27 protein-coding genes and 2 riboswitches are annotated in these 24,228 nt (G+C 62.8%); of the genes, 15 read left to right on the plus strand and 12 right to left on the minus strand.

Features of this window, described 5'->3' with window-relative positions:
- Positions 1–41 precede the first annotated feature (41 nt).
- Positions 42–245: an NAD(P)H-dependent oxidoreductase gene (locus ACTJKY_RS18630; protein WP_440847617.1), complete on the minus strand. Its 204-nt coding sequence runs from the start codon at positions 243–245 to the stop codon at positions 42–44.
- Here ACTJKY_RS18630 and ACTJKY_RS18635 point away from each other — a divergent pair.
- Positions 186–1,049, plus strand: a complete 864-nt coding sequence (locus tag ACTJKY_RS18635) for a replication initiator protein A (RefSeq protein WP_440847590.1) — start codon at positions 186–188, stop codon at positions 1,047–1,049. The two genes, ACTJKY_RS18630 and ACTJKY_RS18635, sit on opposite strands and share 60 nt — an antisense overlap.
- A 25-nt stretch (positions 1,050–1,074) precedes the next feature.
- Here ACTJKY_RS18635 and ACTJKY_RS18640 read toward each other — a convergent pair whose 3' ends face one another.
- Positions 1,075–1,503, minus strand: a complete 429-nt coding sequence (locus tag ACTJKY_RS18640) for a lytic transglycosylase domain-containing protein (RefSeq protein WP_440847591.1) — start codon at positions 1,501–1,503, stop codon at positions 1,075–1,077.
- 11 nt (positions 1,504–1,514) lie between these two features.
- Between ACTJKY_RS18640 and ACTJKY_RS18645 the strand changes: the two genes are divergently transcribed.
- A complete protein-coding gene (locus ACTJKY_RS18645) occupies positions 1,515–2,207 on the plus strand; it encodes a hypothetical protein (RefSeq protein WP_440847592.1) in 693 nt (230 codons plus the stop codon).
- 100 nt (positions 2,208–2,307) lie between these two features.
- Entirely contained in the window at positions 2,308–3,279 is a 972-nt protein-coding gene (locus ACTJKY_RS18650) for a histidine kinase dimerization/phosphoacceptor domain -containing protein (protein ID WP_440847618.1), read from the plus strand.
- Positions 3,280–3,284: 5 nt separating this feature from the next.
- Here ACTJKY_RS18650 and ACTJKY_RS18655 read toward each other — a convergent pair whose 3' ends face one another.
- The 3 genes from ACTJKY_RS18655 to ACTJKY_RS18665 all read right to left on the minus strand — a co-directional run bounded on the left by ACTJKY_RS18655 (position 3,285) and on the right by ACTJKY_RS18665 (position 6,202).
- A complete protein-coding gene (locus tag ACTJKY_RS18655) occupies positions 3,285–3,677 on the minus strand; it encodes a response regulator transcription factor (protein ID WP_440847593.1) in 393 nt (130 codons plus the stop codon).
- Positions 3,678–3,971: 294 nt separating this feature from the next.
- Positions 3,972–4,193: a hypothetical protein gene (locus ACTJKY_RS18660; protein ID WP_440847594.1), complete on the minus strand. Its 222-nt coding sequence runs from the start codon at positions 4,191–4,193 to the stop codon at positions 3,972–3,974.
- A gap of 146 nt (positions 4,194–4,339) precedes the next feature.
- A complete protein-coding gene (locus ACTJKY_RS18665) occupies positions 4,340–6,202 on the minus strand; it encodes a methyl-accepting chemotaxis protein (protein WP_440847595.1) in 1,863 nt (620 codons plus the stop codon).
- A 228-nt stretch (positions 6,203–6,430) separates the two neighbouring features.
- Here ACTJKY_RS18665 and ACTJKY_RS18670 point away from each other — a divergent pair, with 228 nt between their 5' ends.
- The 4 genes from ACTJKY_RS18670 to ACTJKY_RS18685 all read left to right on the plus strand — a co-directional run bounded on the left by ACTJKY_RS18670 (position 6,431) and on the right by ACTJKY_RS18685 (position 10,913).
- The gene (locus ACTJKY_RS18670) at positions 6,431–8,743 is read left to right on the plus strand and encodes a ParB N-terminal domain-containing protein (RefSeq protein ID WP_440847596.1); all 2,313 of its coding nucleotides are present in this window, start codon (positions 6,431–6,433) and stop codon (positions 8,741–8,743) included.
- A gap of 78 nt (positions 8,744–8,821) precedes the next feature.
- The gene (locus ACTJKY_RS18675) at positions 8,822–9,712 is read left to right on the plus strand and encodes an ArdC family protein (protein WP_440847597.1); all 891 of its coding nucleotides are present in this window, start codon (positions 8,822–8,824) and stop codon (positions 9,710–9,712) included.
- Between the two features lie 14 nt (positions 9,713–9,726).
- Positions 9,727–10,374: a DUF6927 domain-containing protein gene (locus ACTJKY_RS18680; RefSeq protein WP_440847598.1), complete on the plus strand. Its 648-nt coding sequence runs from the start codon at positions 9,727–9,729 to the stop codon at positions 10,372–10,374.
- Positions 10,365–10,913 (plus strand): thermonuclease family protein, encoded by a 549-nt coding sequence (locus ACTJKY_RS18685; protein ID WP_440847599.1) that lies wholly within the window; start codon positions 10,365–10,367, stop codon positions 10,911–10,913. Before ACTJKY_RS18680 ends, ACTJKY_RS18685 begins: the two co-directional genes overlap by 10 nt.
- Here the strand turns inward: ACTJKY_RS18685 and ACTJKY_RS18690 are convergent.
- Entirely contained in the window at positions 10,910–11,245 is a 336-nt protein-coding gene (locus ACTJKY_RS18690; RefSeq protein WP_440847600.1) for an ArsR/SmtB family transcription factor, read from the minus strand. The genes ACTJKY_RS18685 and ACTJKY_RS18690 overlap by 4 nt on opposite strands.
- A 174-nt stretch (positions 11,246–11,419) precedes the next feature.
- On the opposite strand from ACTJKY_RS18690, the gene ACTJKY_RS18695 reads away from it, so the two are divergent.
- Positions 11,420–12,067, plus strand: coding sequence for a hypothetical protein (locus ACTJKY_RS18695; RefSeq protein WP_440847601.1), 648 nt, complete (start codon positions 11,420–11,422; stop codon positions 12,065–12,067).
- 16 nt (positions 12,068–12,083) lie between these two features.
- Here ACTJKY_RS18695 and ACTJKY_RS18700 read toward each other — a convergent pair whose 3' ends face one another.
- Positions 12,084–12,458, minus strand: a complete 375-nt coding sequence (locus tag ACTJKY_RS18700) for a response regulator (RefSeq protein WP_440847602.1) — start codon at positions 12,456–12,458, stop codon at positions 12,084–12,086.
- Positions 12,459–12,840: 382 nt separating this feature from the next.
- On the opposite strand from ACTJKY_RS18700, the gene ACTJKY_RS18705 reads away from it, so the two are divergent.
- From ACTJKY_RS18705 to ACTJKY_RS18730, 6 genes are all read left to right on the plus strand, one after another.
- Entirely contained in the window at positions 12,841–14,142 is a 1,302-nt protein-coding gene (locus tag ACTJKY_RS18705; protein WP_440847603.1) for a hypothetical protein, read from the plus strand.
- Positions 14,139–14,375 carry a hypothetical protein gene (locus ACTJKY_RS18710; RefSeq protein ID WP_440847604.1) on the plus strand — a complete coding sequence of 79 codons (237 nt, stop codon included), beginning with the start codon at positions 14,139–14,141 and terminating at the stop codon, positions 14,373–14,375. The genes ACTJKY_RS18705 and ACTJKY_RS18710 overlap by 4 nt, the downstream gene beginning before the upstream one ends.
- Positions 14,376–14,478: 103 nt before the next feature.
- Positions 14,479–15,390 carry a hypothetical protein gene (locus tag ACTJKY_RS18715; protein ID WP_440847605.1) on the plus strand — a complete coding sequence of 304 codons (912 nt, stop codon included), beginning with the start codon at positions 14,479–14,481 and terminating at the stop codon, positions 15,388–15,390.
- A 45-nt stretch (positions 15,391–15,435) separates the two neighbouring features.
- Positions 15,436–15,897, plus strand: coding sequence for a hypothetical protein (locus ACTJKY_RS18720; RefSeq protein ID WP_440847606.1), 462 nt, complete (start codon positions 15,436–15,438; stop codon positions 15,895–15,897).
- A 179-nt stretch (positions 15,898–16,076) separates the two neighbouring features.
- Positions 16,077–16,601 carry a hypothetical protein gene (locus ACTJKY_RS18725; RefSeq protein WP_440847607.1) on the plus strand — a complete coding sequence of 175 codons (525 nt, stop codon included), beginning with the start codon at positions 16,077–16,079 and terminating at the stop codon, positions 16,599–16,601.
- Entirely contained in the window at positions 16,598–16,957 is a 360-nt protein-coding gene (locus tag ACTJKY_RS18730; RefSeq protein ID WP_440847608.1) for a DUF3768 domain-containing protein, read from the plus strand. Before ACTJKY_RS18725 ends, ACTJKY_RS18730 begins: the two co-directional genes overlap by 4 nt.
- On the opposite strand, the gene ACTJKY_RS18735 is transcribed toward ACTJKY_RS18730, so the two are convergent.
- On the minus strand, positions 16,935–17,210 hold the full coding sequence (locus tag ACTJKY_RS18735; protein WP_440847609.1) for a DUF6894 family protein: 276 nt from the start codon (positions 17,208–17,210) through the stop codon (positions 16,935–16,937). The two genes, ACTJKY_RS18730 and ACTJKY_RS18735, sit on opposite strands and share 23 nt — an antisense overlap.
- Positions 17,211–17,539: 329 nt before the next feature.
- Here ACTJKY_RS18735 and ACTJKY_RS18740 point away from each other — a divergent pair, with 329 nt between their 5' ends.
- Positions 17,540–17,941 carry a response regulator gene (locus ACTJKY_RS18740; protein WP_440847610.1) on the plus strand — a complete coding sequence of 134 codons (402 nt, stop codon included), beginning with the start codon at positions 17,540–17,542 and terminating at the stop codon, positions 17,939–17,941.
- Between the two features lie 193 nt (positions 17,942–18,134).
- On the opposite strand, the gene ACTJKY_RS18745 is transcribed toward ACTJKY_RS18740, so the two are convergent.
- From ACTJKY_RS18745 to ACTJKY_RS18760, 4 genes are all read right to left on the minus strand, one after another.
- Positions 18,135–20,159, minus strand: coding sequence for a TonB-dependent receptor (locus ACTJKY_RS18745; protein WP_354278573.1), 2,025 nt, complete (start codon positions 20,157–20,159; stop codon positions 18,135–18,137).
- A 171-nt stretch (positions 20,160–20,330) separates the two neighbouring features.
- Positions 20,331–20,549: riboswitch (cobalamin riboswitch) on the minus strand.
- A gap of 167 nt (positions 20,550–20,716) precedes the next feature.
- The gene (locus tag ACTJKY_RS18750) at positions 20,717–21,766 is read right to left on the minus strand and encodes a methionine synthase (RefSeq protein WP_440847611.1); all 1,050 of its coding nucleotides are present in this window, start codon (positions 21,764–21,766) and stop codon (positions 20,717–20,719) included.
- Between the two features lie 5 nt (positions 21,767–21,771).
- A complete protein-coding gene (locus tag ACTJKY_RS18755; RefSeq protein ID WP_121079914.1) occupies positions 21,772–22,755 on the minus strand; it encodes a DUF1852 domain-containing protein in 984 nt (327 codons plus the stop codon).
- A 124-nt stretch (positions 22,756–22,879) separates the two neighbouring features.
- A riboswitch (cobalamin riboswitch) is annotated at positions 22,880–23,100 on the minus strand.
- Positions 23,101–23,215: 115 nt separating this feature from the next.
- Positions 23,216–24,228 (minus strand): IS30 family transposase (locus tag ACTJKY_RS18760; RefSeq protein WP_440847612.1); only part of this gene is annotated, 1,013 nt, incomplete at its 5' end.

The raw sequence follows: 24,228 nt of genomic DNA on the forward strand, positions 1-24,228 counted from the left end.
GGAAGTTAGAATAAGGGGGATAAATCGACGCTCGCCTGGGGTCAGGCGGCGAGCGCGGCAGCTTGCTGCTCGGCCTGTGCGATTGACGCCTCGCGGGTGTCGGGGATGCCCAGACCGTCGGCGACGACGAACTCCAGGTCGTTTATACCGAGGAATGCGAAGGCTCCGCGCAGATATGTTTCGGCGTGCTCCAGGCCTGCGGCCGGCGTGTCCGGTCCGTCCGCGGCGAGCGTAGCGTCATGGATTTCCCACTCTTCGCGCTCTCAAAAAAGCCCCAAATGGAAGAGATCCGTTACGAATTCGGCGACGTGAAAATTCAGATAAAACCGAGTTCGATGGGTATTGCTACCATGTGGGACAAGGAGATCCTGATCTACGTGTCCTCTGTAATTGCCAACAGGATGCAGGATCTGGGCGAGTCGAGTCGCGAAGTGAAGTTTAATACACACGACTTCTTCCGCGTTACTGGTGTAAGCCGGCCTTCCAAGCGCGATTATGAGCGCTTTTCCGACGCTCTCGCACGACTCCAAGGCACTCAAATTCAGACGAATATCGAGACCGGAAACCGCGGGACGAGAGGCTATTTCTCCTGGTTTTCGGAGGCACATTCAGAGACTCGCCGCCTACCTGACGGAACGGTTCAGCTCGAGTCTGTGCGGGTGATGATCTGTGACTGGCTGGCTCGAGCCATTACTTACGATAACCGTATGTACAATTATCATCCGGATTACTTTAAGTTGGGCTCGATCGAGAGGCGGATCTACGAGCTTGCACACTGCTATAGCGACAGTGGGGATTACGAAGTACCGCTGGAATATCTTGCCTCAAAGATCGGATCTCAGGCCGGCACGGCGAAGTTCCGTCAGCAGCTGAAGAAGGTCGAAAGCGAGGATCGCCTTCCGGAATATGAGATTGCGATCCACGACGTCGTGTCGAATGACAAAGTCGAGGATGCGCGCGGGCGCAAAATCCGGAAGCAGCAGACGATGGTCGTGCTTCGGCGGCGGCAACAAAAGCGGGTGGTAAGCGAACGGCTCGCGGCGGCCTGATCCTACGGTTCCATCTCCGATCCCCTCAAAAGCTTTGGACACCCGCCTCGGGCCGCGAAGGCCGCGAATATGCGGGTCGAGGAGCGGAAAGGGGAGCCGTGCCGAACAGAGCCGACCAGTTATCGATGATCGAACGCACATATTTTTCGGTCTCGGTTATCCGCGGGACCTTCGTTTTCACACGTCCCGGCCCCGCATTGTACGCCGCAAGAGCGAGGTGCACCTGGCCGTAGCGATCTAGCTGCTGGCGAAGGTACCGGGCGCCGTCCCGGAGATTTTGCACAACGTCGTATCGATTCACACCCAGACTTGCGGCCGTACCGGGCATAAGCTGGGCGAGGCCGTAGGCACTGGCTGTTGAGACCGCGAACGGATTATAGCGACTCTCTTGCATTATGACGGCGTCGAAGAGGCCGACCGGGATACCGTGCTCGCACGCGATAGCGCTCATCATGCCGTAATAGGTTGCTCGAGCGGGCCGAGGCCTTCAGAGACGCTACTTTCGTCCGCAACGCGCGCTCCGGCATGGTGGCGCTGCGCACGCGCGCGGACTCCTGGATGGGGGACAATGGCGAACCGATCCTGCGGGTCGAGCTCCAGCGGCCGAGCCGGCGCGAGTTCATGCGCGAGGCCGATCTGTTCGAGAGCGCGTGGGAGCCGATCGACCGCGACACCTTTGTCGCTCGGTGGCAGGCAGAGGTGGAGGAGGCGGCCGAGAAGCTGGATGTTGAGACCATTCGGCTCGCCACCGGCCTCCTGCTGCCCATCTGGTCCGCTCTTCCGCGCGACCACCTCGCCGTTCACCGCGTCGTCGACAAGGGTGGCAACAGCTGGCTCGGCCGCCTCGTGTTCGACCAGCACGTCGTCGACCTCTTCACCAAGCTCGGCATCTCCAAGACGGAGGATATGCCCGCACGTTCGATCATCGATGCTGCGCTCTCAGGGCGACCGATCGAGATCAAGCAGCCTTTCCCGATGACGATCAGGCGCGCCAGCGTGAACGGGAACGAGCGGATCGAGATCGAAGGCGCGCCGGCGGGCCAGCTCCCCTGGTTCAAGTCGCTCGGGTGCTGGACCGAGCTGATCAGCTATAAGACGCGCTTGTTCATCCCGGCGACTGAGCAGGCGTCGAGCATACTTGCACGAATCTTGGAGTAGGCTTGATCAAGAGCGAGGATGCTGACAGATTTGTCTGATACGAAGCTCCTCGGTAAATCCAATCGCGAAAGAGTCGATGCACACAACCATTCTATGGTTAATGCCGAGCCGGCGCTTAAATGGTTCGGTACAGATGGGCATCGGTGCCTGTTTCGCAGCGTGCGGCTTCATTACTCAACATGTCCTCAGCGGCGCGTTGGGTGGATTTCCGCTACTGATGTTCGTTCCCGCCGTTTTCCTATCGGCGATCATGGCTGGCAAAGCTGCAGGCGCTACAACGACCCTAATCGGCGCGACGCTCGCTGCATATTTCATTGTTCCGCCAAGGCACTCCTTCGCCCTGACCGCAGGATCGGCGCTGGCGCTCATGATCTTTCTGCTTGTGGGCATCGGCATGTCGCTCGTGATTGAGACGCTTCGTCGGTCGATAGAGAAGCTGAACGAGAGCGAGGGTGCGAAGGCGCTCCTGCTCGAGGAGCTGGCCCACAGAACCAAGAACGATCTCGCAATCGTTAGCTCGGCAATTACGCTTCAGCGGAATGCAAGCACGGATCCGGCTGTGCGTGACGCGCTCGCTGCTGCCAACGCCCGCGTTCTCGTCGTCGCCCGTGCCCAAGAGCGGCTACGCGGGGGCAAGGCGGACGGGCGCGTGGATCTCGAGGCATATGTGTCTGAACTCTGCCACGATCTAGGCGACCTCCTCCGCGACGTTCGTCCCATAGCGGTTCGCGTCAGATGCCCGCGATTGCCGGTGCAAACGGATCTGGCAGTCAACGTTGGCCTGATTGTGAACGAGCTGGTAACCAACAGCCTGAAGTACGCGTTCCCGTCGGATCGCGGCGGCACCGTAGATGTTACGATTCAAGCAGAGCCTGGCCGCCTTACCATTGAGGTGCGAGATGACGGGATCGGCTGCGACGACCTCGGCAGGGCAGGGCTTGGATCGAAGCTGGTCAGGTTGCTCGCCAAACAGCTCGCCGGCACGGTTGAGCGGGAGGATGGTCGGCCAGGTTACGTCGTCCGAGTGACCTTGTCGTCCGATGCCATCGGGACAGCCGTTCCTCAAGTTTGACGGGTCTAGCTCGCTATGTTCGCTCCAGCGTCGTTGATGAGGGTTGAAATGGCCGTGAGCAGTTGAGCCGGCGCGTAAGGCTTTTGAACCAAGAGGCTTTTCGGAACGCCGTGCGCCGCCCAATCCTCGGCACTTTCGGCAGTCAGATACACGACCGGGATCCTAGCCTTCAGCTCTCGGGCGCGGCGAGCTACCTCCCAGCCATCGGCCCCTTTGCCTAAGCGCACATCCGTCACGAGGCCGACGATCTGATCCGCCTGCTCGGAAAAGAGTCGAAGCGCTTCCTCGCCGCTGGACGCATCGATCACGGTGTAGCCACCGTCTTCCAGCGCTTCTTGAGCGTGGATCAGCATAAGCGGCTCATCCTCGACGAGGAGGATCAGTACAGGGTTACCCAAAGGCATATCGCTTCATTTGGAGGAGTGAACTGCAACGAAAAAATGGTTCGCGTTGAGTTGCGTTCGTGACCCTATCTGGGCTTGTGGCACGTCGACCGACCACTCCGTTCGCTCCCTCTCCGGCGTTCTACGTATCACAGGCTTATGCTAACCTTTAGCATTAGGGCCGTAACGATTTTCGATCAGAGATAATAGCTTCAAAGTCTATGGAGCTTAAAGCAAACAGCGAAGTCTGTGCCAAATCGGCACAGCAAATAGTCTGACAAGTCTGTGTCGCAGGAGCTCGGCGGTGCGCTATTTACGCGCCAGATCGGTCGGCCGATCGGGACTGATGCTCTTTGCGGACCACTCCAGCCACCAGGGCGAAGTTTCGTCAAAGGCGCTGGGAAACTCGCTCACCAGAGCGAGAATGGCGCGCATCAGCGAAATGACGCGGTAGATACCCTCGAGAACCGGTTGCGCCGGCATCTCCAGAGCAATCGCTTCGAGCTCTTCTATTCTCGTTGCGATCCTCACTAGTACGTCGGTCCTACGTCCAGTCATCGCGGCCCCCCCCGTGCGCTCGCTTTGCTTGAGACGCGTCAAAAGCAACGGCCTTTTTACAACAGCTTGCGGCCTGCTGCCTCGGCAATCACCCAAGGCCGCAGGTCGCCTGACCTGGCTTAGAAGCTCGCCCAGTCCTCGGCATCAAGAGCAACTGCCCGCACATCGGCCACTGCTCGCTGCTTTGGCTTGAATGTTACCGAGAGGGCGTCCTGCCGCACGTGCTTGGCTGCAGTCTGCGCACGGCCCGAGCCGGTGTTGAAACGCATTGCCTGCGCCTTGAGAGCCGTCACCTCCGTGTTCAGGTTCCGAGCTGCCGCCGAGGTCTGCTCGACCATCGCTGCATTCTGCTGCGTCATCTGGTCGATGCTGTTCACCGCAGTCGATACTTGCGTCACGGTGGTTGCCTGAGCCTGGTTGTCGGTAGCCATCGTCTCCAGGAGACCATGCACCTCGTTCACGTCGCCGACGATCGCGCCGAGGGCAGCGTCAACGCGCTTGACCATCTCCGCCGCTGCGGTCACGTCCGCCTGCGTGGCGGTTAGCTGGTCGCGAGCCCGGCCAGCTTCCTCCTCGGCACGCATCGCGAGCGCGGAGACGAGATCGGCAACAACGGCAAAGCCACGCCCAGCCTCACCTGCGCGGCCTGCCTCAACGGCCGCGTTCATGGCCAGGACCCGAGTCTGGAAAGCGATCTTGTCCAAGCCCTCGATGACGGTATCGATGCCCTTGGCGCTTTCGGAAACCCGCGACATCGCCTGCATCGCCTCATCGGCCACGCTGCGGCCCGAGTCCACCACGCCGATCGCGCCAGTGGCGCGGTCCACCGTCTGTGTCGCAGCAGTCGCGGTGTTTTTGATGCGCTGGTTCATTTCCGTCACCGCTGCCGAGGTCTCCTCGAGGCTTGCTGCGGCGCCTTCGGTGCGGCGAGCGAGGTCTTCGCTGGCCTGCGCGATTTCGGCAGAACCCGTCGAGATCGTCTCCGCGCTCTCCATGACGGAAGCGATCAGATCGCGCAGCGCCGCTACCGCAGCGTTGAAGTTGGACTTCACACCTTCATACTCGGCAGCAAAAGGCTCGTTGATCGTGGCGGTGAGGTCCCCGTCTGCAAGCTTGCTCAGGCGTTCCTGCAGCGTGTCGACGACATGCTTCTGCGAAGCGTCGCTGAGTTCCTTCGCTCGTGCGGCTGCGGCCTGCTGAACGGCCGCCTCTTTGAAGACGAGTACCGACTTGGCCATCGCGCCAACTTCGTCACGACGATCGACGCCGGGCACCTCGGCAGCATTGTTGCCACCAGCGAGCGCACGCATTGCGTCCTGGAGACGCTCGAGCGGCTTCACGATCTGGGCCTTAGCTAGGACTGCGGCGACACCCATCGTCGTCAGGAGGGCAATTAGCGAGACCACCAGCAGCGTGATGCGGTTCGACCCGGCGGCCGCACTCAGGTCTTCGGAGGTCTTGGTGGCTTGCTTGATCCGACCGTCGTTGATGGTCGCCAGCGCCTTAGTCAGTTTCGATGCGGTTTGGTCAGCACTGACGAGCGCCTGCCGAGCGCCTTGGTCATCATTGCGAAGGCCGAAAGCGATCGCCGTCTGCACCTGCTCGTGGAGCGTAGAGGCCAGATCTCGGAGCGGGCTGATCGTGGCGGCCTGATCCGGTTCGGCTTTGATCACCTCGTCGAAATACTTCGATACCTTCTCGAAGGATGTCTTTTCTGCGTCTGCGGCGTCACGCGCTGTCGAGGAAGCACCGTCATAGGCCATGACCTTGTAGCCGGCGTAGATCATCTCGATCGTCACGCGATTGGCGCGAACCAGCTTCACAGTGTCCGGCAACGTCTCCGTGACGATCTCGCTGTAGTTTCCGTCCGTCTGCTTGAGAGCGGTACCACCGTACCAGGCTACACCCAGCGTAACGAGGCCGAGCACCGCAAGCAGAAGGATGATCTTCAGCTGGATCTTCAAATTGGCGAATACAGTCATTTTGCGTCCTCTCCACGCCAGCTCGGCCCAACGTACTGGTACGAAAATATTCCTGTCATCATTGTAGATTGGTGAAGAGCGATATGACCAAGTAGTTATACCTAGACCACTCATGATCTTCATTGATCGTCCCGCGGCTCCGCGGCTCCGCGGCTCCGCGGCGCAAGAGAGGAGGGAGGAAGGGAGGGGTGTTCGGAAAATGCCGGACATCCAGAAGGAGATCCGACCATGACGAAGCCCGCAATCCAGTCCGTGAAGCTGGCCAAGCTGCAGCTGTCCGCGATCAACGTCCGCACCCCCAGGAACGACCTGATCGAGCAGCTGGCGGCCGACGTCGACGCACGCGGCATCATCCAGAACCTGATCGTAGCGCCGGTGAAGAAGCCCCGCGGCAGCTTCGCGGTGATCGCGGGAAGCCGGCGCTACCGCGCGCTGATGCTCCTCTCGGAGCGCGGTCAGATCGATCCAGCGCAGTACGACGTGCCGGTGATGGTCATCGAGGCCGATGACGCGGCGCTCTCGGAAACCTCGCTCGCCGAGAACTTCCACCACCTGGCGATGTCGCCGGCGGACGAATGTCGCGCCTTCCAGCACTTCATCGGCGAGAACGGCGATCTCGATGCGGTCGCAAAGCGGTTCGGCGTGACCCGCAAGTTCGTGGAAGGCCGTCTGCGCCTTGCCGACCTGGCCGAGCCGATCTTCAACGCCCTCGCTGAAGGCAAGATCACGCTCGACATGGCGAAAGCCTATGCGACCACCCCCAGCCACGATCGCCAGCTGACGGTCTGGAACAGCTACAAGAACTACAACTACAACTCGGACGCCATCCGCCGCGTCATCCTGAATGAGACGATGAAGTCGACCGAGCCGGTGGCGATCCTCGTCGGCGCCGACCGCTACGTCGCCGCCGGCGGCGTGATCGAGAGCGATCTGTTCACCGACACCGGCGATAGCTGGGTTAACCGCGAGATCGCCGAGGGGATCGCCGCCAAGATCATGGAAGAAGAAGCGGCTCGCCTCGGCGCAGAGCTGGGCCTGGGCTGGGTGCGGCCGATTGCATCGAGCAGCACCTGGGAGGTTGCCCGCGAACTTCACCGCGTGACTCTGCCGAGCGAGCCGATGACCGAGGCGCAGCGCGCCCGCATCGACGAGATCGATGCGCGTCTCGAGGCGATCGAGACCGAGATGGAGGACGAGGAGCTCAGCGAGGAGGCGTTCCGCGTCCTCGAGATCGAGGCCGAAGCGCTCCAAGAGGAGCGCAACGACCTTCACAATCGCCCCAAGATCCTCCCCGACGAGCTGAAGCCGCGTGTCGGACGCATCCTTTCGCTGAAACAAACCGGCGAGATGCTGCTCGAGGCCGAATATTACAGCGAGACGCCGCTGCGGGTGACGCCGATCGTGGAAGCGCCGGAGCGCGGCCAGGGCTATGATGGTGAAGGCGTCGATGACGGTGGCTCCAGCGAGGCCGAAGACCGCGATGAGGGCGAAGGCCGGATCACCGGTTGGCAGATCGAAGAAGGCCAGAGCGGGCGCACCGGAAGCGGCGGTCCGACGGCGCCGGTGAAGCCAATCGCAGCGGCGCCCGACGGCAAGGCGCTGAGCCAGGTGCTCTTCGACCAGCTGGCAGTGCAGCGGCGCGATGTTCTGGGCGCTGCGCTTCTCGGCAATCCGGCGCTTGCGCTCGACTTCATGCTTTTCGCCATGGTCGACGAACGCGGCTCCTACAGCATGGGTCAGAGTGGCACCACCATCAAGGCGAGCCGCCCCGATGATCCAGTGCGGGGCGATGCCGTGCCGCCGTCGAAGGCGCGCGCCTATATCGACGAGTTCGCCGAGGCCATGGAAGACGGGTGGCGCGACGGCGAGACGAAGGTCGATCGGTTCGAGGCCTTCCGGCTGCTCAGTGACGAGGCCAAGGCGCAGTGGATGGCTTGGGTGGTCGCAACCTCGCTGACCGCGAAGGACTGCTACGGTCTGGCGGACTCCAATCCGCTGCAGAACCGGCTTGCGACCATCCTCGAAGTGGATGTCGCCTCCTGGTGGCGGCCGACGTCGCTCAACTACTTCGATCGCATCTCTAAGGGCGCCATTCTGTCGCTCCTCGATGAGGTCGGGGGCCCTGCGCTGTCGGGTCGCCACGCGACGCAGAAGAAGTCGGAAATCTCCGAATCCTGCCAGAAGCTGTTCGCCGGCGAAGCCATCATCGAGGCCGAGGTGCGCGAGGTGGTCACGCGCTGGGTGCCGGAGGCGATGCGGTTCACCGAGGCCGCGCCGTCGACGCCCAGCGAGGCCGATGACGACGACGATCTCAGCCTGACGGACGAGAGCGGCGCGGGCGAGGACGAGCTGAGCATCGACGATGAGGAACAGCTCAGCCTCGGGGACGACGACGATCTGGAGCTGGGCGAGAACGAGGACGACCCCGAAGAAGACGGCGTGGGTCTGCCGATCGGCGACGAGGACGATCTGACCAGCGACCGCGAGGCCGAAGACGACTTCGGGGTGAACGACAGCCTCCACGCGATCGCGGCCGAATAGCTTCCAGCCTCCTTCTGGAACCCCTGGCACCGCCGGCGGCAACCCCGTCGGCGGTGCTCTTTTTGGAGGACACCGACCATGAACAGCATCGCCGAAGAGGTGACGAAGCTTCTGCTGCAGAAGCTCGAGCAAGGGATTGTCCCCTGGAAGCGGCCTTGGTCGCTCACCGGCGAAGGCGGGCGCCCGCTGCGGCATGAGGGCACGCCGTACACCGGCATCAACTGCCCATGGCTTTGGAGCATTGCCGATAGCCGCGGCTACAAGAGCCGCTATTGGATGACGAAGCGTCAGGCCGAGGAGCTGGGCGGCCGCGTCCGTAAGGGCGCCGAGGCAACGATATCGATCTACGCATCGAGCTTCCGCAAGCAGGGCAAGTCACTGCTGACGGGCGAGACCACCGCGCAGCTGATCCGCTTCCTGCGCAGCTACCTCGTCTACAACGCGGATGAAATCGACGGCTTGCCGGCTTGGTACTACCCGAGGCCCGTGGCGCCGACACCGACGCTGCTGTCGCTACGTCAGGAGGCGATCGACGCCTTCTTCGAGCAGATCCCCTCTGTGGTCCGTTATGGCGGCAGCCAGGCATATTTCTCACCGCTGAGCGATCACATCCAGATGCCGCGGCTCGCTCATTTCACCTCGGTCGACCTGTTCGCGTCGACCCTTGCGCACGAACATGTTCACTGGACAGGGGCGCGAAGTCGGCTCGATCGCACCTTCGGCAAACGGTTCGGCGACAAGGCATATGCTTTCGAGGAGCTGGTTGCCTGCCTTGGGCAATCCTTTATCTGTGCCGAACTCGGGCTGCCGACCGAGCTTCACGACAACCATGCGAGCTATCTCGGCTCCTGGATCCGTGTCTTGAAGGACGACAAGGCCGCGGTCTTCCTCGCCTCCACCAAGGCTGAGCAGGCGGTCAGATACCTACAAGCATTCGCCTCGGTGACGCCCGTCGCCAAGGCCGCCTGACGGAGGAGCATTCCATGGGTTGGCTGGAAATGAGCCGCACGTCGATGGGGGGGCACGACACGCCCAAGGCCTATCTGGACGCGCAATTCACCTACGAGAGGGCTGTCGACGGCGGCACCCGCGGTCACAAGGTGCTTGCCTCTTCGTGCGTGAACAACAGGGTGTGGTACGGCGCCGTGCAACAGGTGGAAAATGGCGTCGCCGGCGAGGTCTTTGCGGTCGTTTGCCTGGTCAAATGGAACCCGCGCTCCAGGAGCGGATATCATTTCGCGTACAAGGACATGGACGAGTCCATGGGTCCGCATGAGGCGGAATGCCCCGAGCGGATCCTCGACCTTCTCACCGAGACGGACCGGCCACACGCCCTCGATTGGCGGGCGCGGTGCCGTGCCGCGATCGCGAGCCGGCGCCGCGATGTGCCCGATGGCGCCCTGGTGCGGTTCGAGAACCCGCTCACCTGCGGCGACGGCCAGGAGGCCACTGACTTCCGCGTGCGAAAAAACGGCACCAAGCTGCGCTTCTTCCGCGCAGACGGTGCCGGTCCCTATCGGGTGCGCAACTTCTACAAGCTTAGCTGGTCGATCGTGCCCGAGACGAAGGTGCACCGCACCGTCTTCGCGCGCGCCGGCGATCCGAAAAAGGAGATGCTGAAATGCGCCTGATCGCGACTCTACTCCTGTTCGGAACAAGCAGCTGCGGCGTTCTTCCCAACGCGAGCGCAGGGCAGCGGGACCACGACGGCTTCGAGGCGCAGGCGCGCGCGATCGACGGCGACACGATCGCGGTCGACTTTCGCCTGTTCGGCGCCGATGCCGTCGAGCGGAAAGCGCTTTGCGCGAAGGGGCCTTCCTGTTGGCCGTGCGGCAAGGCCGCGCAGGACTTTGCCTCCAAGCTCATGAAGCGTGAGCCGGTGTCGATCCGGCTGACGGGCCAGCAGAGCTATGGGCGGCCAATTGCGGTGGTCGACGTAGGCGGCCAGGATTTGGGGGAGACGATGATCGCCGCCGGCTACGCGTTGCCGACGCCCAACTTCCTCAAGACCGATCCGATGCGAGCACGTCGCTATGAGGCAGCCTTCGCCCAGGCCGAGGCCAAGCACCTAGGCGTCCACGGCGGCGAGTTCATCGAGCCAAGCCGGTGGCGCAAGGGGGCGCGCCTTTCGTGCGAGCGCCGCGGACGTTTCGGGGGAGATGAACGCTAGGCGGCTCGCTCGTGGGCCTGCTGGATCTCGGCCGCGCCGGCGTTTTGCAAAAGCAGCTCGCGAAGCGCGGTCACGAAATGTCGCGCCTCGGCGCTGGTGAGAGAATAGAACCGCTTCTGGCCGCTTCGCCGCGTCGAGACGATGCCTTCGCCTCTCAGGATCGCGAGCTGCTGTGAGACTGCAGTGGTGCTGGAACCGACAGCCTCGGCGAGGTCGCTCACCGACCTCTCACCGTCGAGAAGCTCCCAGATCAGCATGCTTCTGGTTCGCCCAGCGAGAACCTTGAGGAACGCTGATGCGCGCGAAGTGAAGTCGGACAGATCCCCTCTCATGCAACGACGACTATGGAGCCCGTAAAGCCCATGCAAGGCTCTGCATCTTCCAGATTATCGCAGGTTAGCAACTATCTCGCTCCGCGATGACCGGGAGCGCCCAAGGCGATCAGGAGAGGAGGGGGGAGAGAGGAAGGGAGCGTGCTTTCGCGCTCAGCTTCCCGGAGACCGTCCATGACCTTTGATGTCGCTTTCCGTCACCAGCAGGCCCTCGATCCCAGCGCACTGACCACAATCAGCAGCACGCTTCATGCGATCAGCATGGCCATGGAAGACTGTCGCAACGCTGGCGTGAGCGCCGAGGAAGATCCTGCGGTCATCCTGCTCGCTCGGCACTTCTCGGCGGTCTGCGATCAGCGTCCCGCTGCGAACGAGCTGCAGGGCCGCTGCATGCGGGCGATCAAGGATCTGCGCGGTGCGCCCGTCCTGCTAACGCTCGCGCACCGCGGCGTGTACCATGAGGCGGCCGCGAAGAACGCGTTCCACTCAGAAGGTCAAAAGGCGATGCGCGCGCTGGCCAAGGCCCTGCAGCTGGACAGCAGCGAATATGAAGTGCGCTCCTGCCGTGGTGGACCTGCTGTCTCTGGTGAGATCATCCTGCACACCGACAAAAGCTACGTGCAGCTCAGCCTCGGTCTCTGTGGTCTCGATAACGAAGTGCTCTATCGGACCTGCCGCGGCCGTCAGGACTATACCGGCGGCCGCAACCATTTCGCCGGGGTTCGCGACCTGGTGGACCCGGACCGTTTCGCAAGGCGAATCGTCCACGAGCTGCAGCTTGGGTACGCCCTGCCCGATCAGGCGGAGACGCTGTTCGGCTAAGCTGCGATCGGAGCGCTTAATCCGCGTCTCCGGTCTGTTCCTCGATCAATTGCGTCAGCTGCGCAGCTCGGTACGGTTTGGGGAGAAAGACGCTGTGGTCGGGGAGGTCCTCAGGGCCGAGCCATTGCTTCCCGGATGTGACGATCACCTTCACCTGGGGACAGGTCTCCGTGACGATCCTTGCCAGCTCGAGACCATCGATCGGTCCAGGCATGTTGATGTCTGTGAAAACGACGGCAATCTGATGCTGCTTTAAAAGTTCGAGAGCGACAGATGCGTCGGGCGCTTCGAGTACGCGAAATCCGCTCTCTTCAAGCATATCGGCGGCGATCATCCTGACGAAGCTCTCGTCTTCGACAACGAGGACCGTGGAATCGTCGGCGTTATTCATAAATGCCTCCAACCAAACAACTGAACGACGCCGGTCCTGTTCCTCATGAATAGGAATTTGCTCGGAATATATTTTCACGAGGCGTTCACGGATACGGAAAGGGAAGGGTGAACCATGGCCTTGTTCGATGCTCGCTTAACTGACCTACACCCGAGATTGTGGGCGCCGTACTCGATCGTCGCATATCCCTACGGCTTCCACGCGTGGCCCGAAGAGTGGGCCGATCCAGCCTGGGAGCCCCACGCGCGGGTGATGACGGACGCCGGCTCGAGCTCACAGAAGCTCGGTGAGTGCAGCACGCTCGATGACGCCCTCGCGGCGTGCTGGGAGCATCTCGTAAGCCTTGGCCAGGCCTAGCCATTCAACAGATGGGATCAGGTCGATGGAACAGTTCGATCCTACCTCTGCATCAGCTTGGACCGCGCGCGGCCGCAGCGCTGGTGACGCCGAAGCCTTGGCTTCGATCTGGCGCGACTACCCGGATTTGCCACCGACGGCGCCGAGCGAAGAGCGCTTGATGCGCTGCCGCGCCCGCATTGCAGCGATGCGGCCAATGCATGAGGCAGCCCAGGCAGAGCAGGAACGCGCGCGCCGCGCGCGAAACTTCGCGTTCGTCGAGGGGAAAGCTGCAGACGGCACGATCGACGATCGTGATCTCGCAATCCTGCGCGCCCGCGACGCGCACGGTTTCGATTGGAATGAGGCAGTCCGATACGCCGAGGGATGGTATGCCGCACGCGCGGGATGGTCGTACCGCGAGCGCATGCCCCATCTCCGCGAGGAGCCCACCGAGCGAGCCGCATACGACGTCGGCTTTCGAGACGGGGGTGGCGACCGCACCGACCTCTTCGACGCGGCGCGCCGCGCTTTCATTGCTGCCGCACCGTCCAATATCGTGGACAGCAAGGCGCCTGCAACGAGACCAGGGCGCTTGCCGAGCACCTGGCCGAAGCCCAGCGACGCGCCCAGGCCAGTGCGGTGGTCACGGCGCTTGGCTATCCTTGCGCCTGAGGATCTGATCGCCCGCGAGCAGGGAGGCTCCGGGTTGGGCATCGACGTCCTGAAGCACGAAGATCAGGGCCTGACCGTGATCGTCTTTCGACAAGGACAATGGGAAACACCCTCCGGGGTGCAACTCGCTGCTGAAGATCTGCAGGCGCTGCTCCGAGCTAAGGAACTGGAGGACATCCTCACTACGATACAGGGCGACGAGCTTGAACGCCTCGACGCGGCCACGATGCTCCTCCCGATCGTCGGAACATGCGAGCGAGCGCAGAACTCCTTGCTTCAGCGACGAGCGCATGTGCGCACCTGGCTCTCCCGAGGGGTAGCGAATGGGCAGAACGCCGGCGCGGGCCACATCCGATGGGGCAAGGCCGCGAAAGGCCTCAGAGCCTCTCTCGGAGAGTTCACGGCCATCGACCGTGGCAGCATCAGTCGGGGATCCCACGCGGTGGCTGTGCTCCTTGAGGATGGATCTCCCGCAAACGGGTTCGTCGATGCACTTGGCGCGCCGCTTGATCCTATCATCTGCTTTTCCAACAGAGCACAGCTGAGGTGCGAAATGGAAAAAGCGTTGCGCGCGTTCGGCGGTGGAACTCGGCTGAGCATAGGAATGATGAAACCTGCGGTTGCCACCTATTCCGGAAACGGTAAGGTGACAAGGATAGGAGGATCGACATGAATATTCTGCACATGCTGCATATGGTCCTTATGGTGATAACGATACCAGTTATGTTCTCCTTGCTGATGGCGACGAAGCGATTTTGGCCGCCTCTTCTGTTCGGCATGGGTGCAGTATTGGTCGTGGCGGCAGCCGAAGGGCAGCTGCGAGCCGCGAGCTTAACTGTAGCCGCGACCCTAATCGTGATGGCTATTGCGCTGGGTTGGCATCGGCGAGCCCTCAGAGCCGCTTGATAGACGGCTTGAGCGCTCTGATTGGGCGCGGCAATCCTCGCGGTTGAGAGAGGAGGGGGAGAAGTTGGAGCAGGCATGTTGCCATGCAAGCTGGAGCTTCCCCATGATCTCAAACTGTCGCCCTACCGTGCTGGCCTATGGCGTCGGCGTGGACAGCACCGCAATGCTGGTCGAGCTCGTCTCGCGCGGCGAAAAGCCCGACTTGGTGCTGACCGCCGACACGCGCGTAGAGAAGCCGCTGACCTACGCCTATCTCGACATGATCAGGCCCTGGATGGCCGCCCATGGCATCCACTTCGAGCTGGTCACCTATCAGACCAAGCGGTTCAAGCATTGGCCACCCTATCAAGGCCTGGCTGAAATGGCGCTGACGAACGGCACGCTGCCGAGCAAGAGCCTCGGAGGCTCCAGCTGCAGCTTGAAGTACAAGAAGGCGCCACAGGACACCTATCTGCGCACATGGCAGCCGGCGATCGCCGCGTGGGCGAGGGGCGAGAAGGTCGTGCGCCTGATCGGTCTCGATGCCGGAAAGCAGGACAGCCGCCGCCACGCACACGCGGCAACGATCGAGGATCCGCTGTACGAGTACCAGTATCCCCTCCGCCTGTGGGGCTGGGACCGGAACCGCTGCATCGAGCGCATCCGCGAGGCGGGCTTGCCCGTCCCGCCAAAGTCGTCCTGCTTTTTCTGCATCGGCATGACCCCGGAGGAGGTGCGCGAGCTGCCACGCTGGTGCCTGCGGACGATCGTCCTGGTGGAAGCACGCGCCGCCCCGCGTCTCCATACGGCAGAAGGGCTCTGGCGCCGCGGCACCAAGATGCGTCCCGGGTCGATGACGGCCTTCATCCGGCATGAGCTGCTGCTGCCGGAGGCTGAGATCAATGCCATCGTCCGAGATGCTCCGACCGAGCTGGTCAAGTTCCAGGACGGTGCTGCGCGACTTCCACTGGAGCAGCGGCCCACCCTCACCGATTGGCTCTCCCGCTTCAATGCCGGCGCGAGGCGCGCCGCATGAAACCGCCAGCTCTATTCCTCAATCTCTCAACCTGCAGGTGTTTCAATGAGCCGCTATAAGCTGACTGCGCGGGAGGACCGCACCGACATCGATCACGCAGTGGTCGGTTGGGATCGGCCCCTTGAAACCTTTTTCGCGCAGGTCTTCACCAAGGCTTCGCCCGAGGAAGACGCAATCGTTTGGGTTGGGACCGACTATCGGGAGATCCGTAGTGCTGAGGCAGCGATCGCGGCTGTCGAGCAATATGCCGTCGTCCCGGATGACATCCGCTCAAGGTTGATGAGCGACTTCGCCGACAAACCCGCACGTCACCCGGATGCCCGCCTCACGCATATCAGGGTTCGCGTGCAAAAGAGCGAAGATGTTGATCCAGATTTAGTGGGCCGGCAGGGTAATCTTGTTCGTGAGCACCTGAGTGGCTACATCGTAAAACTGGATCCTAGCAGCACCGAGACAGCATCACGTAGCGAGTACTTCGCTGCGAGGTCCTTGGTCCGACTCCGCTGAAGGCATGTAGATTAGCAGGCAGACCCTCACGTGGCCCCCCGCGTGAGCAGCGGTCGCCTGCTAAAGGACCCCGCTCCGCCAACCCCCCTTTCGGTGGAGCGGGGTCCGCCTTTCGAGCCGGTGCGATGAGAGAGGAGGGGGAGGTGGAGATCGGATCTTGGTGATCCGGGAGAACTCCGATGCCTCACATCATCGATATCGGCGGTACGCCGGCAAACGAGAACTGCGCCCAGCTGGGGCAGACCGATGACTTCGAGCGGCTCAACCGCCTCGAGGTCGCCGCTTACAAGGCGGCACTGATCGGGCGCTATGGCCCGCCTCCAGCGGGTTGTGAGCTAGTCGAACTGCGCAACCCCCACGATTTCGGCCGCTACTTCACTCTCGGCATCCGTATCGCCGACGAGGACGCCGCGATCTCAGCCGCAGCAGACTATATCGAGCAGGTCGAGAACGGGCTCGGGAGCTGGCTCGAGGCCGGCTTTCGAGCGCCCGTCAGCTACGATGACGCCGGCAAGCCGACCGAAGTCCGCGACCTGGCGGACGTCATCGTATCGGCTCTTCTGATCACGCGGCCCGCACCCGATGGGGTGTTCGCTCTCCCCGAGAACGCCGCCATCCATCAGCACCTGGTCGACGCCTATCCGTCCGCGGCGGCGATAGCCGCGGCGCGGCTGACGGCCGTCTGCGCGGGAGCGGCGGAATGAGCGCGGAGACGGTATCCCGGACGGAGCGCATTGCGCAGCTGAATGATCTCTGCCGCCGTGGCGTGTACCCTAACGGGCGCCACCAAATGACGCGGACCCTTCGCGCTACGCTCGAAGAGCCTGGTGCGGTGCCTGGACTGCTCGCGACCTCTCGCCTCATGAAGGCGATCCGCGAATACGAGTTCACCGGCGACGATGGTCCGGAGCGCGACTTTGGAGCCTTCGATTTTGACGGACACCGGGTCTGCTTCAAGATCGATTATTACGAGCCCTCAATGGTGTATGGCTCGGAGGATCCGAGCGACCCATCGGTCACGGTGCGCGTCATGACAATCATGCTGACGAGCGACTATTAACGCGCTGCCAGCCCTCGGTGATGAGGATGACGCATTCGGCGAAGGCTATGGTCTCAATCACCACGCCATCGACGCCGAGGACATCGATCTTCCCGTTCATGTCGACGCAGCCTCGTACAAGGTCCTCCGCGAGGATCGAGCGAACCGAGTGGATCGCCGCGCGGCGAGCTGCCTCGCGATCGGAGCACATCGTGCCCTCTGGATCGAGAAGCGGCCCGTTTTGGTCGTGCACGTTGAAGAAGTAGCGCTGCATCGAAGCGGTCCGGTCGCCCCGCCTAAGCACCAGAAGAGCCCGCCAACGCTCGGGGGAGGGGCGGGCTCTTCCTTGTGTCGCTCGGGGGGAGAGGATGCCCCGGCGCCATCGCGACCCGGCATGTCTTGTGGACTGGTCCCGGTGAACAAGTTCTGCCTCAATCAGGGTAGCCTCGCAATTAGGTACATAGACTGTATCTTGGATAGATCAGCCACCACGTGCGTTCGTACGCCTAACATCCCGGCCAGTTGTGGTTAACGTGTGTCAAGCAACGCAGGTTGGGCAAAGAGCGTATTTTCGACGCACTTGCACGCGCCTAGGGAGAGGTAATGGGACAGCGATTTTCTTCGACGGTGCTGATTGTCGACGACGAGGAGTATATTCGTACCCTTGCATGCGCTGTGCTGAAGGACGAGGGCTTCGAGGTTCTGGAGGCTTCCGGGACAGCAGAGGCGCTGGAGCTAGCGGCGAGGCACAACATCGATGTGCTTTTAACCGATCTGCACATGCCAGGCTCGTTGGACGGTCTGCAGCTCGCGGCCGAAATCCGCGCAACGGACCCCTTGATCCGCGTGATCGTCTCCTCCGGAGACGATCCATCGGTGCTCAAGGACGACGCCAGCGGCGCGATCTTCCTCGCGAAACCATACCGACCACATCAGCTAATGGGCGCGGTCCGGATGCACAGCATCGGTTTGAGCTTTCCATTCGAAGTGCGAAAACGGCTGTAGCAGCAGGGGCTGCGTGGAGCCATCCTCCTAGCGCAGCGCTGCCCCTGCTGGTGCCCTGGAGTCGGGGCTCCTGTCCTCGGACCCGCTGCGCATGCAGCGGGCCCGGTCACACCGTCTCAGCTATTCAGCTCGTGCTATCGGGTAACGCGTCGACGGTGACCCCGCTGCACAAGCGGAGGGGAATACCAAACGCTTAGAAGGAGACGCGACCACCGATCCGAAGCGTCCGCGGTTCCACGACCCGGCTCAGTCGCCCTTCGACCGGGCCGTCGCGATCCACCGAGGGGATGTAGGACTCGTAAAAATAGGCGATGTCCTTGTCGCGGCTGTCGAGCAGGTTCAGCACCTCGCCATAGATCTCCAGCCGCCCGATCTTCCGCGCGGCGCGGAGGTTGACCACCGTGCTGCCCTTGTCCCGCGCGCCGTTGTCCTCGATCAGCGGGTAGGGCCCGAGGTGACGGACGCGGAGGCTGGCTTCCCACGGCGCCAGCACTATGGCTACCCCTGCAGATGCCGCGTTCTCGAACGCGTTGGGGATGCGGTCGCCATTGTCGTAGCGCGAGCGGCTCGCCGTATAGTTGCCGTCGATCGCCAGCCATGGGACAGGCCGCCAGAAGGCGACCAGTTCATAGCCGTGTCGGCGACTCGCACCGGTCGGCTCCACCGCGTTGGAATCGCCGACGAAGCGGAGTTCGCTACCGACCTCCAGCCACCAATAGGTGCCGGTCAGCGTCAGCCCGCCACGCTGCCAGCGCGCGCCCAGTTCTTTGCCGGTCCCGCGTACCAGCACCGGCACCGGCGTCTCGACATTCACCGCGCCGCGCACGTCGTTGGAATGGAAGCCGCGGCCCCAGTTGGCGTAGAGTTCGATCTGCGGGGTGAGGGCATAGGCGACCGATGCCTTGGGCGAGACGATGCTGTCGCTGCCGGCACCTTCACCGAGCGCCGCCGCCGCGGCGTCCCGCGCGCGCACGGCATAACGATAGGCATCGCCGCGAAGCCCGCCGATGACGCGAAGACCCGCAAGCGGTGTCCAGATCGCCTCACCGTAGAGCGCGGCCGAGGCTTCCTCGACATGGTAGCGCCCTAGCGAGAACAGCGGTGTGCGCTGGGCGGTTCGGGCCACACCGACATTGCCGATATGGTCGTAGCGCCCCTCGCTGCCGATCGACAGCGCCAGCGCGGGCGCTACCTGCCAGCGCTTCTCGGCGCGTCCGCCGACGATCCAGCGCTTGTCGAACTGGCGGATCTGGGCGCTGGTCCCGTCGGGATCGGTATAGGTCGGGTTGGAGTACATCGACCAGTCGTAGAACTGGCCATAGAGGTTCGCGTCCCAGCTCTGCTGATGCACGGCGACGTTGCCGACCAGCCGCGTGGTGCGGCCCCGCGCGCTGGGGTCGGGCGAGCAGAACACGTCGGGGCAGGCCGCGGTGCCGATGCTCCGCTCGGGGATCTGCTCGGTCGGGCGCCAGGTGGCGTGATAGGCGTGCAGCGTGACGTCGATCGTGCCAGCGCCGAGCGGGGCGGCATATTTGGCGAAGCCGGAAGCGTGGCGCAGATGCTCGGGCTCCTGCCACGGGCCGTCATAGGCGCGCAGCTGGCCGACCAGCGTCAGTGTGCCCGGGCCGACGCCGTTCGCCGTGCCGCCGGCCGCGATCCGGCGATAGCCATAGGAGCCGCCCTCGACCGAAAGCCAGGGGCGCGCGAAGCCGCCGATGGTCGACATGTAGGCGGCACCGGCGAGCGCGAAGTCGCCGCCGTCGGCGCGGTACGGGCCTTTGCGGAAGTCCTCGCGACCGACGACCTCCGGGATCAGCCCGTTGAGGTCGAGATAGCCCTGGCCGTGGCCGTGGGTGCGCAGGTTCATCTGCACGCCGTCGACATAGGTGGTGAAGTCGGTACCGTGGTCAAGGTTGAAGCCGCGCAGGAAATACTGGTTGGCCTTGCCGCTGCCGGAATGCTGGGCGGCGATCATGCCGGGCACGGCCTCCAGCAGCTCGGCGACCCGCAGCAGGGGGCGCACGAGCAGGTCGGCCCCGGTGATCGAGCCTTCGCTCGCCGCCTGCGCTACGCCGATCTTGCTCTCGCCGCGGCCGAACACGACGATGTCGTCGCTTTCCTTGGCGGGAGCGGGCGGCGGTGTCTCGGACTGCGCATGGGCTGCGGTCGCGCCGCACGCGGACAGCGCGGCAAGGCCGGTCAACAGGATGGTTTTCAATCGTCTTCTCCGGGCGTCGTGCGACTGCCGGCGGAGGCCTGCCGTTCACGAACGGTCGGCACGTCCCGAGCGCGGACGCCGGGAGCGCCACAAGACGAACCGATGCGGCCTCCACCGCTCGTTCGTCGCTCAGACGGAGAACCGTGCCACGGCCATCCCCTGGGCCAGGGCAAGAGCGACCTCTCGCTGGCAGGTCTCCTGGCTCACGGGTCGTCGCTCGATGCGCACCTTCCCAGGTCGGGTGACCCAGTGGCTGCTTCCATCGAAGGAAGCGCGTGCATCTCGCTCGCCGCTTACAGTTGCAGGGACAGCCTCGGCTTCGGGGCGCAAGCGCCCACACCGTGTTCCCTTTTAAGCTCCTCTCGGAGCACCAGCGCGATCATGGTTCGGCTGAAGCGGACTTCAGCCGAATGGAGGCGGCGGTAGCGGCAAGAGATCGCGACCGCAACAAATCTCCATCAGTGAGCCTTCTCGTTGCCTCTTTTGAGAAACGAGCGGTGGCGGCTACAAGGTTGTCATCCCCAGCATGGAAAATGCGGGATGCTGTCTTGCGATGATCAAGCCGCGAGTTCTTTGCGGATGATCTCCGCCCCGGCGCCAAGCGCCTTGAGCTTGCCTCGTGCGACATCGCGCGAGAGCGGTGCCATCCCGCAGTTTGTGGCTGGATAGAGCTTGTCCGCATCGACGAAGCGCAGCGCGCTTCGCAAGGTGGCAGCGACCTCTTCGGGCGTTTCGACAATATTTGTCGCAACATCGATCGCACCGACCATCACCTTCTTGCCGCGGATGAGTGCGATCAGATCCATCGGCACGCGCGAATTCTGGCACTCCAGCGAGATGATATCGATCTTCGACTTCCGGAGGTTGGGAAAGGTCGCCTCATACTGGCGCCATTCGGAACCGAGCGTCTTCTTCCATTCGGTGTTGGCCTTGATGCCATAGCCATAGCAGATGTGAACGGCGGTTTCAGCCTTCAGCCCTTCGGCCGCGCGCTCCAGCGTGGCGATGCCCCAGTCGTTGGCCTCCTCGAAGAAGACGTTGAAGGCGGGCTCGTCAAACTGGATGATGTCGACGCCGGCCGCTTCAAGCTCGCGGGCTTCCTCATTGAGGATGCGGGCGAACTCCCAGGCCAGCTTCTCGCGGCTTCGATAATGCGCATCGTAGAGCGTATCGATCATCGTCATGGGCCCCGGCAGCGTCCACTTGATCGGTTGATCGGTTTGGGCGCGCAGGAAACGGGCGTCGTCGACGAAGACGGATTTGGGGCGTGAGACGGCGCCTACGACCGACGGCACGCTGGCGTCGTAGCGGTTGCGGATCCGCACCGTCTCACGCTTCTCGAAATCGACACCGTCCAGATGTTCGATGAAGGTCGTGACGAAGTGCTGGCGGGTCTGTTCGCCGTCCCCAAGGATGTCGATGCCCGCTTGCCGCTGGTCGTCGACCGCCAGGCGTAGCGCGTCCTGCTTGCCCGCGATCAACGCCTCGCCCTCCAGCTTCCAGGGCGACCAAAGGGTTTCGGGCTCGGCGAGCCAGGATGGTTTGGGCAGGCTGCCCGCCGTCGTCGTCGGCAACAATGTCGTCATGGGGAATACCTTGATATGCATGGAAATCAGAGGCCGCAGGTCGCGGACCAGCGCTGGAGCGCGGCAATGTGCGGCTTGATGAAATGCTCTTCGGCGAATTTGCCTTGCTCGACGGCGAGGCGGGCACGCTCCTCGCGATCATAGACGATGCGGGTCAGCGAATAGTCCTGGTAGGTCAGGCTCGGTTGATAATGCTCCGCCGCTACGGAATTGGCGTTGTAGATTTCCGGACGGTAGATCTTCTGGAAGGTCTCCATCGTGGCGATCGTGCTGGCGAGTTCGAGGTTGGTGTAGTCGCTGACCAGATCGCCGATATGGTAGAAGGCGAACGGTGCAACGCTGTGCGGCGGCATGAAATACCGCACCTTCATGCCCATCTTCGCGAAATACTGATCGGTGGGCGAGAATTTGTCGTTTCGGTACTCTACCCCGAGGATCGGGTGGATGTTGGCGGTCCGGTGATAGACTTCCTTGCTCGACACGCTGAGGCAGATTACCGGCGGCTTGCGGAAATGATCGCGATAGGCGCTCGACGCCAGGAAGTGCTTGAACAGATTGCCGTGCAGATCGCCGAAATCCTCCGGCGCGCTGCGACCCCCGGCCTTGAGATGGTTGGGCAGGACGACGCTGAAGTCGTAGTCCCGCACATAGGAAGAGAAGTTGTTGCCGATCATGCCATCGGACCGCTCGCCGCTGGCCTTGTCGACCACAACGGTATGCAGGATCTCGATCAGCGGGAACGCTTCGTCGTGCGTGCCGTCCCCGAGCGTGAGCGCGGCCGACACGATCTTCAGTTCCAGCGTGTAGCGGTCGCCCTTCGGATTGTCCCAGTGCATCAGTGCGTTGAAACGGTGGTCGATCATCACCAGCGTGTTGCGCAAATTCTCCCGGCGGCGTTCCCCGCGCGCGAGATTGGCGAAGTTGGTCGTGGTGCGTGTGCTGTCGGCCGGACGATACTCCTCGTCGAAGGGCAAGCTGCTGATCGAGAATGTGAACCCGCTATTCGTCATGACTCACCTGGCGTTATGGGCAGAGGTCAGGCGAAAGCGCGCAAGGCGTGGAAAGGCCCGGAAAGGCGTGTAGCCCCGGAGCCTAGCGTCGAGCGCGATCCACCGGAGGAACCCCCGTCCGAGGAACGTTATGGCGTCGGAGGCAGGTCTCCTGGCTCACGGGTCAACGCGGTGGCTCCGGCCTTCCCGGGCGCTGTGCGAGCCCAGTGACACAAATTGGAGCCGCCGCTCGCCGCTTACAGTTGCGGGGGCAGCGCCGGATTCTGCCCTGACGGACACCACCGGCTTCCCGTCTTAGCCCCATCGCCATGCCTGGGATGGGGAACCTCGACAGGCTCTTTCAACACGATATACCCGTCATTGTCAATAATGATATAAAGATATGTTTATATCTTGATGCGAAGTGCCTGTAGCTGATATTGGGATGGAAGCAGCCTCTCTGCTTACAATCCCCTCCCGGTCATAGATCCACCGAAGCCGGTAGCGTCGGAGGTTCCAGCTGCTGGCTCAAGACCTCCTGCGGGGTTTGATAGCCGAGACACTTGCGAGGCGTGTTGTTCAGCCGATCGACCATGCCTTGAAGCTGGCGGTCAGATATCGCGGCGATGTCGGTGTCGAAGGGTAGGAATCGCCGGATGCGACCGTTGGTGTTCTCGACGCTGCCCTTTTGCCAGGGTGCTGACGGCTTGCAGAAATAGGACACGATGTTCAGCGCGCTCTCGAGCGTGGGATATCGCGCGAACTCGGTGCCGCGATCGAACGTGATGGAGCGCCGGAGGGGAGGGGGAAGGGAGCGAAGACGTCGCTCGATGCCGGTTATCACCTCGGTCGAGTGCTTGCTCGGGTTTGGGCACAGGATCGTGAAGCGGCTGCGCCGCTCGACGAGCGTGGTGAGGTTTGCTTTTCCGTGAACCGCGCGGAAGGCGATCAGATCGCCTTCCCAGTGACCGAAGCTGCTCCGCTCGGCGATCTCCGGCGGGCGCTGGGCAATCGTGTTCGCCTCGGGGATGCGGGCGGCGCGCGGCTTCCGCCCATAGCGCGATCGTCGCTTCTTCCTGGCCATCGGGAGCAGCTTCCACAGCCGTTGGCGCTTGCCGTCCTCACTATAGACGTACTGGTAGATCGTCTCATGGCAGACGTTCCCGGCTCCCATGCGGTGCCGACGCAGATAGCCGGCGATCTGTTCTGGAGACCAAGCGGCCTCAAGGCGGTCCAGGATATAGGCAGCCAAGGGCAAATTCCGCGAAATCTTGAGCCCTCGGCGCCGGCGAGCCGCTGCCTTGTCATTCGCAAGCGTCGGGAAGTAGCCGCGGAACATCGGCTCGTCATCCAGATGCCGGTTCCGCTTCAACTCCCGATAGATGGTCGACACGTGGCGGCCAAGCTCGGTGGCAGCCTCACGAACACTTCTGCCGGATTGCCGAAGCTGATAGAGACGTCGCCGTTCGTCCAGATCCAGATGCCGATAATGGC

Source organism: Sphingomonas sp. 22176 (assembly GCF_052045505.1).
Classification (GTDB): domain Bacteria; phylum Pseudomonadota; class Alphaproteobacteria; order Sphingomonadales; family Sphingomonadaceae; genus Sphingomonas.